The sequence below is a fragment of the Acinetobacter sp. Ac8 genome (genome assembly GCF_055392545.1).
Genome location: NZ_AP043689.1, coordinates 425411 through 441036, shown reverse-complemented (window position 1 = coordinate 441036; position 15626 = coordinate 425411). Strand labels below are relative to the sequence as shown.

General features: G+C 40.6%; 11 protein-coding genes and 4 tRNA genes. 9 read left to right on the top strand and 6 right to left on the bottom strand.

The genetic code is table 11. The annotated features are described in order from the left end of the window. Window positions 1-36 precede the first annotated feature (36 nt). A complete protein-coding gene (locus ACZ5QH_RS02105) occupies window positions 37-1167 on the bottom strand; it encodes an MBL fold metallo-hydrolase (RefSeq protein WP_004718147.1) in 1131 nt (376 codons plus the stop codon). Window positions 1168-1169: 2 nt separating this feature from the next. Then, window positions 1170-2108 (bottom strand): cation diffusion facilitator family transporter, encoded by a 939-nt coding sequence (locus ACZ5QH_RS02100; protein ID WP_034611603.1) that lies wholly within the window; start codon window positions 2106-2108, stop codon window positions 1170-1172. 127 nt (window positions 2109-2235) lie between these two features. Here ACZ5QH_RS02100 and ACZ5QH_RS02095 point away from each other — a divergent pair, with 127 nt between their 5' ends. The 3 genes from ACZ5QH_RS02095 (at window position 2236) to ACZ5QH_RS02085 (ending at window position 4943) form a co-directional block, all read left to right on the top strand. Continuing rightward, the gene (locus ACZ5QH_RS02095; protein ID WP_004818751.1) at window positions 2236-2694 is read left to right on the top strand and encodes a GNAT family N-acetyltransferase; all 459 of its coding nucleotides are present in this window, start codon (window positions 2236-2238) and stop codon (window positions 2692-2694) included. A 544-nt stretch (window positions 2695-3238) separates the two neighbouring features. Continuing rightward, window positions 3239-4147, top strand: coding sequence for a DNA-binding transcriptional regulator HcaR (gene hcaR, locus ACZ5QH_RS02090; RefSeq protein WP_034611600.1), 909 nt, complete (start codon window positions 3239-3241; stop codon window positions 4145-4147). Window positions 4148-4271: 124 nt separating this feature from the next. Beyond that, entirely contained in the window at window positions 4272-4943 is a 672-nt protein-coding gene (locus tag ACZ5QH_RS02085; protein ID WP_004718152.1) for a DUF1345 domain-containing protein, read from the top strand. Window positions 4944-5083: 140 nt separating this feature from the next. On the opposite strand, the gene ACZ5QH_RS02080 is transcribed toward ACZ5QH_RS02085, so the two are convergent. The 4 genes from ACZ5QH_RS02080 to ACZ5QH_RS02065 form a co-directional block, all read right to left on the bottom strand. Further along, on the bottom strand, window positions 5084-5689 hold the full coding sequence (locus ACZ5QH_RS02080) for a glutathione S-transferase family protein (protein ID WP_303577456.1): 606 nt from the start codon (window positions 5687-5689) through the stop codon (window positions 5084-5086). A gap of 68 nt (window positions 5690-5757) precedes the next feature. Continuing rightward, entirely contained in the window at window positions 5758-6447 is a 690-nt protein-coding gene (locus tag ACZ5QH_RS02075) for a helix-turn-helix transcriptional regulator (RefSeq protein WP_303577455.1), read from the bottom strand. Window positions 6448-6527: 80 nt separating this feature from the next. Then, window positions 6528-7196 carry an HAD-IA family hydrolase gene (locus ACZ5QH_RS02070; protein WP_004818744.1) on the bottom strand — a complete coding sequence of 223 codons (669 nt, stop codon included), beginning with the start codon at window positions 7194-7196 and terminating at the stop codon, window positions 6528-6530. 153 nt (window positions 7197-7349) lie between these two features. Then, on the bottom strand, window positions 7350-8288 hold the full coding sequence (locus tag ACZ5QH_RS02065) for an RluA family pseudouridine synthase (RefSeq protein WP_004718156.1): 939 nt from the start codon (window positions 8286-8288) through the stop codon (window positions 7350-7352). A gap of 769 nt (window positions 8289-9057) precedes the next feature. On the opposite strand from ACZ5QH_RS02065, the gene ACZ5QH_RS02060 reads away from it, so the two are divergent. From ACZ5QH_RS02060 to ACZ5QH_RS02035, 6 genes are all read left to right on the top strand, one after another. After that, window positions 9058-12480: an Rne/Rng family ribonuclease gene (locus ACZ5QH_RS02060; RefSeq protein ID WP_303577454.1), complete on the top strand. Its 3423-nt coding sequence runs from the start codon at window positions 9058-9060 to the stop codon at window positions 12478-12480. Window positions 12481-12687: 207 nt separating this feature from the next. Then, window positions 12688-14529, top strand: coding sequence for a long-chain-acyl-CoA synthetase (locus ACZ5QH_RS02055; RefSeq protein ID WP_303577453.1), 1842 nt, complete (start codon window positions 12688-12690; stop codon window positions 14527-14529). Window positions 14530-14724: 195 nt separating this feature from the next. Continuing rightward, a tRNA-Lys gene (locus ACZ5QH_RS02050) sits at window positions 14725-14800 on the top strand. Window positions 14801-14892: 92 nt separating this feature from the next. Beyond that, a tRNA-Lys gene (locus tag ACZ5QH_RS02045) sits at window positions 14893-14968 on the top strand. Window positions 14969-15061: 93 nt separating this feature from the next. Beyond that, window positions 15062-15137, top strand: a tRNA-Lys gene (locus tag ACZ5QH_RS02040). A 160-nt stretch (window positions 15138-15297) separates the two neighbouring features. Then, window positions 15298-15373, top strand: a tRNA-Lys gene (locus tag ACZ5QH_RS02035). Window positions 15374-15626: the final 253 nt, after the last annotated feature.

Sequence of the window (15626 nt, the reverse complement as noted above, 5' to 3'; positions counted from 1 at the left end):
TAGCGCTCTCAATTTTTATGGCTCAATAAGGGCCCACTACACCACCAATTTACGACCTTCACGGATACAGTAGAATGGATTAACCATTTTTGATGAATTCTTCATGGCCTTTTGTAAATCCTGCTCAGGCTGTTCCCGCGCTTCATCCGTCAATTGGAAAGTACGGTAATGAATTGCCAAAGAACGTTTGGCTTGTAAATCTAAATGCGCCTGAAAAGCATCTTGTGGATTCATGTGCATATATTTCATTAACGCTCTTGGTTCATACGCACCGATTGGCAATAACGCAATTCGCGGTGAACCTAAACGTTTTTGAATTTCTTTAAAATGCGGTGAATACCCCGTATCTCCAGCAAAGAAGAAATGACCATGTTGCGATACCACAGAAAAACCACCCCACAATGCAATATTCTGATCACGTAAACCACGACCCGAACCATGCTGTGCAGGGGTATAAATAATTTTTAAGTTTTTAAATAATGCAGATTGCCACCAGTCCATCTCAATCACATGGAACTCTTTAGGCAAGTAACAGGCATTGCCCAAACCTGTATAAATTGGCATGGCAAATTTGTTGTGTAGCCATCTTAAAGAGGCTAAATCCATATGGTCATAGTGATTATGACTGAGTAAAACTGCATGAATCTCTGGCAATTGCTCTAAAGCAATTCCAGCAGGAATCACACGTTTTGGTCCACGCCCATGTTTCGGACTAACATAATCGGCCCAAACAGGATCAGTTAAAAAGTTATAGGGACCAATTTGAACCAGTACAGTCGCATGACTCACAAACCAGATTTGCCAATCATGCTCATCAGCATCTGGTCGATTCTGAGGTAGTACACGTTTTGCCGCATAGAATTCTGATGATTCTTTTTGAGTATCCACATTCCAAGTATATGATTTTCGGGTACCCAGCCATTTCATCAAATCCCAACGGCTACGCCCTTGTGGTTTACGTATCTCATTAAAGAACCGTTCACCATTATGCTGATTTGAACCAATCACACTAAATACAGGTTTATACCATGTATGTGACAGACAATTTTCAGTATCAATTCGATAATGCAATTGTTGAACTTGCTGAGATGGAACAGTCTTATTTTGCATTGTGTTGTCTTGTACCGTTGTATCTTCAAGACGGACCATTGGCTCTTGTTTCGACATGATTACTCTAAACGCCCTTTCATTCTTTCAAGCCATACTTGCTGTGTTTGTGGCTTCACGAATAATGCCACGATTTCGGGATGAATACTTTTAATCTTTGCTTCAATTCTGTTCACACAGGCTTCGATATCATCTGAAGTTAAACTATCTTTAAACTCTAAGCTTAAAGAAGCTATCACCTGATGTGCACCCATTTGTTCAGTCAGTACGCCATTTGCTGAATACACGGCAGGATCTTCCTGAGCAATTTTCAGTACATTATGACGTAGTTTTGGATCTGCTGTTTCACCCATCAACAATCCTTTGGTTTCCCTTGCCAAAAGCAGGGCCGAGATGGCTAAGACAACCCCAATCAGCACCGAAGCCACACCATCTAAAACGGGTAAATCAAACTGCTGGGCACAAAATATTCCCAGCAATGCAATGATTAAGCCAATTAAAGCTGCTGAGTCTTCAAATAAAACTGTAAAGGTTGTCGGATCTTTACTGCGACGAAAGGCTTCAAAATACCCCATTTGACCTTTGGTCTTTTTAAATGTTTTCAACGCAATAAACCATGAAGTACCCTCACAAAGCAGCGCAAACCCGAGTACTACATAGTTGACCAATGGGGATTGTATAACTTCTGGATGACGAATATGTTGAATACCCTGATAAATTGAAACCACAGCACCTAAAGCAAAAACCAACAATGCGACAATAAAGGCCCAGAAATATAACTCTCGCCCATAACCAAAGGGGTGATGATAATTTGCAGGCTGCTGTGATTTTTTTAAACCATACAGCAATAAGATTTCATTTAAAGTGTCTACGACAGAATGGACCGCCTCGCTGAGCATTGCCGAACTATTTGTAATATAAGCGGCAACAAACTTAACCAGAGCAATGGCTAAATTGCCCAAAAGTGCTGCATATACAACAATTTTGTTGGAATCTGACATTTATTGTCCTGTTTTTTATCATCAAATACATCAATTTGATTTTTATATCTGTCCTGCTTCATATTAGCGAAACTATCTGTGATTTTTCTTTATTTTTTGTTGCTTTTCACAATTGAGTGAATCTTTTATGGAACCCAATTTAACCAATATTCTAAATACTCCGTCGCAGTCTCATCCACAATTATTAAAAATTTGGGAAGCTTCTGTACGTGCGACTCATGACTTTTTAAACGAACAGCATATCTTACAAATTAAAACGCTCATCATTCAGCATCATTATTTTGATCATGTGCGGTTGTTTCATGTGGAACGTGAAGGTCAAATCGTTGGGTTTATGGGACTGGCTTATCAAAAGATTGAAATGTTATTTATTGACCCTAAATTTTTTGATCAAGGTATCGGTTCCATGCTCATTCAAAAAGCCCTTGAGTTAGGTGCGCATGAGGTAGATGTCAACGAACAAAATATTCGTGCTTTGGAGTTTTATAAGAAACATAACTTCCAACAAATTGCGCGTTCGGAACTTGATGCTGAAGGTAATCCATTTCCAATTTTGCATTTGAAACTAAAGAAGCCTTCCGTCTAAGTATTTTGAGATAGAGCGATATCAAAAACATCATCATAAACACCCTGATCAAGCTAAGTGTCCATGATGACGAAACCGATCTTGCCCCCTATCTGCAAGTCGGTTCTAGTAATCCTCAGCATGATCATGTTTATCAGACAGATTGCAACAACTTAACCCAGTGCAATCAAACACTTTTCAAGTGTTCCTTCATATAAATTTGGATCACTATAGATTGATGACGAGATACATCAATTAAAACATCGATATCAATTTTTCCATTCCTGCAAGTACGCTTATGACACGTAAGGGTCATAGATAAATTGATGCAACTTTATACAGATGACGGCTTCTAGGCTAGGGCTTAGCGAAATATTTTGTGTTTTAATTAAGATATTTTATCAATTATTCACCATGTTATTTTCTATATTAAAATAACAATGATTTTGAAAAGTTCATTTATTTTCTAAATACTATAATCGTCTTCACCTGACAGTTGTTTATAGATTATACTCTTTGAAAATCTTAGTAAGACATTTTTTGGATTATTCTTTGGACGCGTTATATGGAATTACGACATCTGAGATACTTCATTACTGTGGCTGAAGAACTCAACTTTAGCAAAGCAGCATTGAGACTTTATACAGCACAACCCTCACTCAGCCAGCAGATCAAAGATCTTGAAGAAGATGTCGGTGTTCGGCTGTTAAATCGGACCAAGCGTAAAGTTGAACTTACTGAAGAAGGTGCTGTTTTTCTGGAGCAAGCACGCTTAACTTTAGCACAAGCCGATAAGGCTGTTGCTATGGCAAGACAGGTCTCCAAAGCCAGACAGCTATTGTTAAGGATTGGGTTTGTACCCGTGGCTGAAATAAAGATTTTCCCTTATATCTTACCGAATTTAAGGGTACAAAATCCTGAGCTAAAAATTGAGTTATTGAGCTTAAATAACCTTGAACAAATGCGCGCATTGAAAAAGGGTGAGCTAGATATCAGCTTTAGCAGGCACAATTTTCATAATGATGAAATCGAAAGTAAATTTGTGCTCCGTGAGCCGTTAATTTTTGTTTTACCCAAAGATCACCCTTTAGCCAAGTATGAACGTATCCCTGTTAAAGCGCTCAATGGGATCGATTTTATAATTCCTGCTGAAGAACAATCCACGACTTTGCACAACACCATTTTAGAGTTTGCCAAACACAATCATATTGAATTGAATATCGTCCAAAAAGCTGACAATATTTCATTGAATATTAACTCAGTTGGAGCGGGCTTAGGCTGTACAATTTTGCCAAGTTATATTGCGCCATTAATCAACAATAACACTGTCATTCGACCTTTAGAGATTGAGCTTCCCTATCTAGACTTGTATGTAAGTTATCGAAAAAGTGCTGGCTCTGTTGCAATACAAAAATTCATTGAACTATTAACCAAGGTATTTTATCTGGATATCAATCGTTTAGAGCAAGAATAAGACCGCTGCGACAAGACATAGAGCGTAAGCTTATTTTTTAATATGACGACTTAAACCAATCGAATTTAATGCTCATTTTCTTTGCTTAAATATCCATCAATTTTTAATTCAGGCGGTGTTCATCATGGTAGGACGTGCATTTCACCAACTTCGATCAGGTATTCTGTCTCGTCCATATTTCTTTATTAGTTTTCTCCTTACAGCAGTTGTGTATATGGGGATGTCTTTGAGTACAAATTGGCAGTGGTCAACCAATTTATTATTCAGCTGGAATATTGCCACTCTGGTCTACTTAATCCTGACCATAAAAATGCTCTGGGCAACCAATCAAGCGCATATTTTAAAGCGTGCTCAGCAACAGGATGCCAGCAAATGGATCATTTTGCTGTTGGTTGTGCTCTCACTCATCATGTGTTTTATTGCCATTATTATTGAATTGGCACATTTGCCCGATGTGACTGGAGTTAAAGCAGGACATATCGCCTTAGCAATTTTTACCATCATTTTTGCATGGTTATTTATGCATACTATTTTTGCTATTCACTATGCACATGACTTTTATTTGGCAGTGGAAAATCATCAAGATGGTGGATTGGACTTTCCAAAAACACCTAAACCAACCTACCCTGAGTTTTTATATTTTAGTTATGTCATTGGTACTTCTGCACAAACAGCAGATGTATCGATTACATCTCGTTCGATGCGCGTTTTAAATATTCTCCATATCCTTTTGGCGTATGGATTTAACACCACAATTTTGGCGATCTGTATTAATGTTGCCGCAGGTTTTATTTAACTGAAGTAAAAAATAGAGGGATTAACACCAAAAGCCAATCTCCAAAGTTTTTTTATCATTTTTCTGCGCTTGAATGTGACTAAAAAACCTCAATGCAAACCCAGCACGAGATCATGCTAAGTTTGCATCGTCTTGATGATTTAGTCGCTAAAAAGTGCTTGATTATTTCTTAAGTTTTTTCGGCTTTTGATTGAATTAAGATATTTTTCAATTGCAGGATGGCTTTCAATCTCTGCCATCTTCAATTGCCAAAATAGCATGGAACCAACAAACACATCGGCTACCGTAAATTGCTCACCACATAGATAAGGTTGAGCCTGCTCCAAGCCCTGAATTAAAGCGGTATAGGTGTCCTGAAAGTTTCCATAGCCAATATGCATTTTTTGCTCGTCGGTAATCTCAACTTTTAATGCGCGATCCGTCGTGGCTGCATCCCACGGTCCAGCAGCAAAGAATAACCAACGGAAATACAAGCCACGTTTTGGATCATCCAATGCTGGTGCAAGCCCTTGATCAAAAAACTTATCTGCCAAGTATGCGCAAATTGCAGGCATTTCGTAAATCACCATATCGCCATCGACTAAGGTGGGCACTTTGCCAAATGGGTTAATCTTTAGATAAGATTCCGACTTCATTTCAGTGTGATAAGCCAACTCAATTTTTTCAAATTCAGCACCCAGTTCAATCAGTAGCCATTCAATAACCAGACCTCTAGACTGCGCGTTGCTATATAGTTTTAAGCCCATTTTTCCATTCCTTTATAGTGGTGTATTGAATATAAAGGGCGGCTGTGTCAGTTTTTGTCAGGAGCTTTTCAGCATGGATTTTTTTGCAGCTCTTTTTGCCACCATGCCTGAAAAAGATGGCGCTTAAACTCTGGGTAAATGATTTCGGTCACAGTTAATTTTTGAATCCGATCTAAACGAAAATTTCGAAAATCCTCACGTAATTCACACCATGCAGCCAACAACATTTTGTCATTGAAATACCCTAAGACAAAAGGCCACAGCATACGGCTAGAGATATTTTGTTTTTCATCTAAATAATGCACTTCAATCTTGACCTGATAACGAATTGCTAGACGTACTTGTTCGACAATTTTTTCATCAACCACAAGCCAATGGTTGATAGACCGAAGCATGGTTTCATCAATCAGTTCTTGTTTATTCTTGGGCAATACCGCATTGAGTTTGGCCAAAACTGAATGTGCAGCATTTTTTAATGCTGGATCTGGCACTGACCTTAACCAATGCAATGCCAAGAACACTGCTTCGACTTCCGTTTCATCCAAACTCATCGGAGGCAGTAAAAAGTTTTCTTTCAGCTGAAATCCTAAGCCCGCACTGCCCTCAATATTGACACCTTGGTCACGTAAACTTTCAATATCCCGATAAATACTTCGGACGCTAATCTCCAAATGTTCTGCTAAGCATTGCGCGGTAATGGGATAACGCTGTTCACGTAAAAGTTGTAATAAAGTGAGTAATCGAATAGAACGGCTCATGGTCAATTTTCTTATTATATCTCTTTGGTTTTATCTAAGTTTACGCTGAGGGCAATCTGCAAACAGCGTAAAAACAGCATCTAAGCAACTTCACTGGCCTTAAGCTGTTGAGTTAAAAACTGATGTAAATGATCGACGTTATCCGCGATCGTCAGCGGATTAAAACGCTGTAATACATCAATCGCATGCACCCCATAACTCACCCCAACACGTGGCATGGCAATGTTCTGTGCCATTTCTAAGTCATAAGATGTATCGCCCACCATAATGGCTTGCTCCGCCGAAATTCCAGTGTAATCTAAAATTTCAGCCAACATCAATGGATCTGGCTTGGATTTGGTTTCGCTCGCTGCACGGGTGATCTCAAATAAATCCTGACTCTGGGTCTGAGCCAAAACACGATCTAAACCACGACGGCTTTTCCCTGTTGCAACTGCCAATTTGATATTTTGATTTTTTAAATCATGCAACATTTCAGAGACACCAGCGAACCACAAATCATCTTTGGAATGCTCAACATAATGATCGCCATAGCATTTCAAAATTTCAGTGTGTAACTCAGGGACTTGTGGAAATAACACTTGAGCAACTTCTGGTAAACCTAAACCAATAATACTTTTCGCAGCATCAGCTGTTAACGGTTGGTCAAAGGTTTTTGCAGCAACCAATAAACTCGCCACAATTTGCCCAACTGAATCAAATAAAGTGCCATCCCAATCAAAAATGATAAGTTCTACAGGTTTTTGCATGAATTATTTCCAATATTTGCTCAGTTTACGCATGACTAATGTTTAGATCTTATGCCCTTTACATGACAAGCTAACGCATTTTTAAACACAAAGGGAACTTTTCATAAAACAAGTTCCCTTTGTGTAAAAGATAAAGTGAGCAGCAAGATCGAATCAATCTTTCTTTTGTGCTCTTAACTGCGCAACCAAGCTTTGCATATCTTCAGGTAAAGGCGCTTCGATCACAGGATAACCAGGAATTTCAAGGCGCATTGCATGTAGGCTCAATCGACGAGCTTTGGGGCCACGATACTCTGTTTCATGACCATACTTATCGTCACCCACTAAAGGATGACCAATACTTAAACCATGCACACGAATTTGATGGGTACGGCCTGACAGTGGAGAAGCATAGACCAGTGTCGCATGCATAAAGCGCTCGGCAACTTTCCATTGTGTCTTAGATTCTTTACCTTCTTCTGAGACACGTACACGACGTTCACCATTGGACAGTTCATAGCGCAATAAAGGTTGATTAATCAACTGTTGATCTAAACTCACTTGACCTTTAACAATCGCAGCATAGGTTTTTTTAATTTTATGCTCACGCAACATATCTTGTAGCGCCTTCAATGTGCTGCGTTTTTTACTCACCATCACCAGACCCGAAGTATCGCGGTCAATACGATGAATCAATTCCAAATATTTTTTACCTGTTGCCGCGCGTAAGCCTTCAATTAAGCCATATGCCACACCGCTTCCACCATGTACGGCAATTCCAGACGGCTTGTTGACCACCAATAAACCTTCATCCTCATACACCACACGGCTGAGTAAGCTTTGTGCAACCTTATCGGATACAGGTGCATCAGTTTCGTCTTTTTGCTCAAAGCGAATAGGTGCAACACGGATTTGATCACCAATCGCTAGCTTAGTTTCTGCTTTTATACGCTTTTTATTGACGCGCACTTGACCTTCACGAATTAAACGATAAATACGGCTTTTCGGCACACCTTTCAGGCGAGTAAATAAGAAATTATCGATGCGCTGGCCTTCTTGATGCTCGTCTACTTCAAACCAAGTTACATTTTGCCATTGTTGCGTAGAATTCATACAGTTAGGTGATCCAATAAAAAACTAAAATTTGATTAAAAACTGATCATTTAGACTATGCTTTTCATACAAAATAAGCATATAGCCCATAGGCAGATGATTCAAGGTTTGCTATAGTCAGCGCACGGATACCACCGTAAGTGAAATTTAGTGCCACCCTTTTTTAAAAATGAAAGCGTGACACAAACGATAAAATTCACGACAGATGCGGAAAGGTCCCAAAAGAATATGCCGACGCCGAAGGCTTTATTATATCGGCAAAAAGACAAACTGTTGCGTTTAATTGTACTTAAAGTACAGAAATCAGTTTGTTTAAAAATATATGTCGCCAACCCAGACGTTGGTTTTTAAACATAAACTGATACACATCAGGCAAGTCGCTGTAGAGTGTTATTCAGGACATAAGTGTTTGAGGCATTGGAACTGCACAATTTGTAAAGGTACGATGATAATTCCGTATCAAGACGCTCTCACAAAAGTTGAGATGCTCTTCGAGCAATGTGATAGTGAAAGACGAATCAAATCAGTCATCCAATGCACCACTTAAGTGCCAGTGAAGAGCTCAAAACTTTAATCGTGCAAAGATTAAAGAAGTATTGCAGCATCAATACAGGCATCAAACCCAACCTTGCTCAAAACAAGTGGGTAAATTACTCAGATCATATTGGATGTATCCGTGATTTGAGCATTGATCCAATATTTTAGATGTTCGCTTCACTTAAAAAAGATAGCGAGTTGTTGGTGTGAATCACTATTAGGTGTTACACCCATGAAACGTATGTTGATTAATGCAACACATGCCGAAGAAGTTCGCGTTGCACTCATCACTGGTCACCGTCTTTACGATTTCGATTTAGAAAACCGTACACGTGAACAAAAGAAAGCCAATATCTATAAAGGCCATGTCACTCGCGTAGAGCCTTCTTTAGAAGCTGTATTTGTAGAGTATGGTGCGGGTCGTCAAGGTTTCTTGTCGATGCGCGAAATTGCCAATACTTACTACAAGGCAGACCCTCGCCAAACATCAAATATTCGTGAACTCATCACTGAAGGCACTGAACTTTTGGTTCAAGTTGAAAAAGAAGAGCGTGGCAACAAAGGCGCTGCACTTTCAACTTATATTTCCCTTGCTGGTCGCTATTTAGTCTTGATGCCGAACAACCCAAAAGGTGGTGGTATTAGTCGTCAAATTTCGGGTTCAGTACGTGAAGAACTTAAAGAAATGTTGGCGTCATTAAATACCCCACGTGGTATGAGCGTAATCGTTCGTACAGCAGGGATTGGCCGTTCACAAGAAGAACTGCAACTTGATCTTCAACATTTGTTAGACCTATGGGCACAAATCCAAGGTACAGCAAACTCTGGTCCATCACCAATGCTTGTTCATCAAGAAGCTGGTGTGGTGACGCGTGCTATCCGTGACTATTTACGTGATGATGTTGCAGAAATTTTAATTGACTCAGAGCAAGCCTATAACGAAGCCTATAACTTTGTTAAAGCGGTAATGCCAAATCAATTGGATAAGTTAAAAACCTATACGTTAAATGAACCGTTATTCGCGCATTTTGGTATTGAAAGTCAAATTCAAACAGCTTATGAACGTGAAGTTAAACTTCCTTCAGGCGGTTCAATTGTAATCGACCAAACTGAAGCACTGGTTTCAATCGACATCAACTCGGCGAAATCAACACGCGGACATGATGTAGAAGAAACTGCGCTCAGCACCAACTTAGAAGCAGCTGAAGAAATTGCTCGCCAATTACGTTTACGTGATATTGGTGGTTTGGTGGTGATCGACTTTATTGATATGACCAAAGAACGCAACCAACGTATGGTTGAAGCTAAACTTCGTGAAGCGACGCAAAGTGATCGTGCCCGTATTCAGTTCGGTCAATTGTCACGTTTTGGTTTAATGGAAATGAGCCGTCAACGCTTACGCCCATCTCTTGAAGAAGCTACAGGTTATGTATGCCCTCGCTGTCATGGCACAGGTATGGTACGTGATCTACGTTCTCTTTCTCTTTCAATTATGCGTAAAGTTGAAGAGATTGCATTACGTGAACGTCAAGGTGAAGTTCAAGTTGAAGTGCCTGTTGAAATTGCAGCATTCTTATTGAATGAAAAGCGTCACAGTCTGGTTTACTTAGAACAAACGTCAAATGTACGTGTTACTGTACTGCCACATCCACATTTAGAAACGCCACATTACGAAATCTCATATAACCCTGAAGGTTTTGCACCAACTAGCTATGAACGTACTGAAGCTACCCGTTCAAGCGAAAAAGAATTGGGCTATGAGTCATCTGAATGGCATTTAGAAGAAGAGCAAACGCAACACAATGCTGCACCAGCTCAAGCACAAAACAATAAGCAAAACAGAAAGCAACAACCTGCTCAAGCTCAAAAAGCGCAGCAAGCGGTTCAAGCACAAGTTGCTCAACCAGCTTCAAGCCCATGTGCTTGGTTAGAAAATCTGTTTGTACAAAAACAAGCAGCAACTGTTGACCAATCACGTACTGCAAACAATGCAGCTGCAGCCATTGAACAAATGATTAACGGTGGTGCTGTAAGCCGTGGTCAATTTGGCCAAGTGAATAGCAATAGCGCGCCAGCTGCAATTGAAGCTCAAGTTGTTGCTGAAACCAATGCTTATCTTTCACATGCACCTGTTCAAAAACAAGAACCGCGTGAATATGAAAAACAGGGCGAGAAAGAAGAACGAGCTCCGCGTAACAACAACAATAAAAACAAAAACCGCAACAAGCACAAAGAGTCACGCGAACAAAACACTGATCAACATCAAGTGATTGAAGAAGTGGTTCAGGTGCCTCGTCAAGAGCAACGCCAAGAACAGCGTCAGGAACAACGTGATCAACGTCGTCAGCAAAAGCAGCCACGTCAACAGCATGATCAAAATGCTGACACGAACCATGCTGAACAAGCTGTTCCACGTCGTGATCGTAACCATCAGCAACGTCCAAACCGCCCAAATCGTCATCGCGATAGCAGCGTGTTTAATGATGAGCAACAACAAGCGCCAAACAACAATGCGCCTGTAGAGCAGAATCAACCTCAAGAGAAACAACCTAAGGTTGAACTCATTGACACCCCGAAGCATGCAGCACTTGAAACAGCTTTAGTGGTTAACCTTGATCAAGCTCAAAGTGAAATTGTCGCATTAAACCCGCAACAAGTTGCTGCTCCAGCAAGCAACAAGCCGAAGCGTCATGATCGCAATGAAAAAGCTGAAACTGTTGCTAAAGCACCTCGCACTGTAGATGCTCAACCAGCTACTGCACCGGCTGTAGAAAGTCAGGCTGTAACGACTGAAGCAAAAGCACCTGCAGCAGCAGAGGTTCAAGCAGAACAGCCTGTGCAACGTGCCAGCAATGACCCGCGCCAAAAACGCCGTCAACAACGTGACGCTGCTCAAGCAAAAGCGGCAACGCCTAAAATCGCACCATCTCAAGTACCGACATTAAATCAGTACACAGTGGGAACGTTGATTCGTCATGTCTATGGTGATGACTGTGCGGTACTGATTGAACAGTTTGGATTAATTCCAACATTCAATCGTGCTTTGGTTAAGTTTACTGAAGAATATTCAGCGACCTTAACTGTGGTAGAAAAGACCGATGTACAAAGCAAGCAGCCTGTAACACGTGATGTTGCTATCTCTAAAGCAGCACCAGAAGCACAACCTGCTGATGTTTTAGACTTAACGCCACCGAAGCCTGAGAATGATCGCCGTGTAGCGAATGATCCTCGTGAACGTCGTCGTTTAGCAAAACAAGCGGCTGTACAAGCAAAGCAAGAGCATCAAGCTGAACTTGAGCAACAACCAGAAGAAGTGAAAACTGAGACCCAAGCAGGTCCAGTTGAAGCAGCACCTGTGGTTACTCAAGCAGAAGAAGTGCAAGCTGAAACGCCTGTAGAAACGACAGTTGAAACAGCACCTGCGGAAGTTCAAGTGGTTAAAGCAGCCCCGGCTAAGTCAACTGAGAAAGCAGTTGTTGCAACTGAAAAGGCGAAAAAGCCACAACAATCGCTTGCTTTAGATACGACTGCTGAAGCTGCTGTAGATGAAGATGCCCAAAAGGCAGACAATGTGGCAACAGATGAAAAACCTGCCCGCCCTCGTCGCCCTCGTGGTCGCCCGCCAAAAAAAGCGACACCGCCAGCGGATGAGTAATGTGTAAAAATTTGCTTAAAATGTAGCGATTAAAGAGAACCTAGTCATTTCGATGGCTAGGTTTTTTTGCTATTTTGAAGAGATTATCAGGACATTTGTCAGATTAGGTTGATTGCACTAGTCTTATACGATTAAAAAGACAAATGTAATGTGAGTCAATGACACTCTAAAAATTGTATTGGATTACGAAAAATAAATAGGATTGATATGAGTCAAACAACACAGGCCGATCTCATCGGATTTACTGATGTCGCAGAGCGCTTACCACAGCTCATCAATAAGCTTCCCAATATCCTGACTGGACTTAAACAAGCTTATATCAGAACACCCAATACGCCTGCTGGGCTAGGTCTTGCTTTTGAACGTGCTGTAAAACGCAATCCTTATGGTGATGCGTTACTATTTGAAGATCAACGCTATAGTTATAAAGAACTGAATAACTGGGCCAATCAAATTGCACACTTTTATCTTTCTATTGGCATAAAAAAAGGCGATGCGATCACCGTGATGATCGAAAATCGTCCTGAGTTGATTGCGACCGTGATTGCACTAGCAAAAATTGGCGTAACAACAGCTTTAGTCAATACCTCACAGACAGGTAAAGTCCTGACGCATAGTATCAATTTGGTCAATCCTGTTGCGGTGATCGTTGGTGAAGAGTGCCGTGCTGCGGTAGATGAGATTCGTCAAGACTTAAACATTGCTCAAGACCGCATCCATTGGTTTGCAGATCAAAATACAACGCAAGACCCGGGTACAGCACCTCAAGGCTTTATCAATCTTGCTGAAAAAATTCAACAATTTCCAAAATTCAATCCTTCGACCACACAAAGTGTCAAAGGGAAAGATGGCTTGTTTTATATCTATACCTCTGGCACAACCGGTTTACCTAAAGCTGTGGTCTTTACCAACAGTCGTTGGACCTTGGCATATGGAACATATGGTCATGTCTTAAACTTAGGTGAAGATGATGTGATGTACTGCACTTTACCGCTTTACCATGCAACAGGTATGGTGGTGTGCTGGTGTGGTGCTATTGCAGGTGGTTCAGCCTTGGCAATCCGTCGTAAATTCTCTACCTCTGCATTCTGGTCTGATGTCAAAAAGTTTAATGCGTCAGCGATTGGATATGTTGGTGAACTTTGCCGCTACCTTATGGATGCACCTGCTTCAGAACTTGATCATACGCACCGTGTCACCAAAATGATCGGTAATGGTATGCGCCCAAATATTTGGGGCAAGTTTAAAGAACGCTTTGGTATCGAAGAAATTTTAGAACTTTACGCCTCTAGTGAAGGAAATGTAGGCTTCAGTAATGTTTTTAATTTTAACAATACTGTTGGCTTCTCACCTACACCTTACGCCATCGTCCAGTTCGATAAAGAAAAAAATGAAGCAATCCGTGACAGTCATGGTGCATGTCAAAAGGTCAAAAAAGGTGAAGTGGGCTTATTGATTGGTAAAATCACCAAGCGCTCCCCTTTTGATGGCTATACGGACCCGGAAAAGAACAAGTCAGTGATCATGAAAGATGTCTTTAAAAAGGGCGATTCTTACTTTATTACTGGTGACTTGGTTCGTGATATTGGTTTCCGACACGCGCAATTTGTCGATCGCCTTGGCGATACTTTCCGCTGGAAAGGTGAAAATGTTTCAACCACCGAAGTTGAAAATATTTGTAGTGAATACCCTAAAATCACAGAAGCTGTGGTTTACGGCGTTGAAATTCCAAATACCAATGGTCGAGCAGGTATGGCTGCCATTACTTTACATGAAGGTGAAGAACTGACTGAACAAGATCTAAGCCAGCTTGCAGTCGAGTTTAAAAAGAACTTGCCAGCCTATGCTGTTCCGGTATTTTTACGTATCCAACAAATTGTAGAAACGACGGGTACATTTAAATATCAGAAAAATAAATTAAAGGAGCAAGCATTTAATCCTGAAAAAACCTCTGATCGATTATTGGTTTTACTGCCAAGTGCCAATGCCTATTGTGATGTCACTGCGGAAGTTTTTGCCAATATTGAAGCTTATAAATACCGCTTCTAAAGCTAAAAGCCCTGATTTCAGGGCTTTTTTAGTCCATTTTGTGTTATTTATAACCGAACGTTGCAAACTTTCTTAATTTTTACTTGCGCTCTATCAATATCTTGCTAAAATACGCTCCATCAAAACAAAGTGGTGTTTAAAAACTTTTTAGTTTTCTTGCACTACACATTCAAGCCTAGCTTGGATGAAGGTTCAGGGTCGTTAGCTCAGCTGGTAGAGCAGCGGACTTTTAATCCGTTGGTCCCGCGTTCGAATCGCGGACGACCCACCACTTAATTGTTTTGACCTGTAAATGGATAGCGATAGAAAATTCTCAATTTTCACAAATATCGAGTAAAGCAGCGCTTTACACATCCTTGCTCAGGGTCGTTAGCTCAGCTGGTAGAGCAGCGGACTTTTAATCCGTTGGTCCCGCGTTCGAATCGCGGACGACCCACCATCTTCATGTTTCAACCTGTAAATAGATACCGATAGAAAATTCTCGATTTTCACTGATATCGGGTAAAGCAACGCGCTTTACACATCTCGCTCAGGGTCGTTAGCTCAGCTGGTAGAGCAGCGGACTTTTAATCCGTTGGTCCCGCGTTCGAATCGCGGACGACCCACCATTCTTTCTTAAGGCTTCTTTCTGTACAGTTAAAGTACTACAATAGAAACGAAACCTGCAAACGTTCCGACCAAGACCAAACATCTTTATTAGATGCTTCGCCATTCTCGAAATTTTGCTTCATCTTTTGTTCTGGTTTAATCATGTTTTAAACAAGTTCAGGGTTGTTAGCTCAGTTGGTAGAGCAGTAGACTCTTAATCTATTGGTCGTGGGTTCGAACCCCACACAACCCACCAGATTTTTAAGTCATTTATCCCCCCTTTAAATAAGCTCAGTTGAACTATTTTTCTGATAACTGCACATTCTAATCAAATGGATTGCTTTATCATTCAATAACGATGAAACATCAATACTCAAATATCGACTGAGATCTTAGTCAACGGTTTTAGCTCAAAACAACCAAGCCAAAAATCGCAATCATATAACACGACCAATCCTAATAGCTAAAAAGCTTTTACTCTTCTTATTGAACGAACAAATATCAAATCA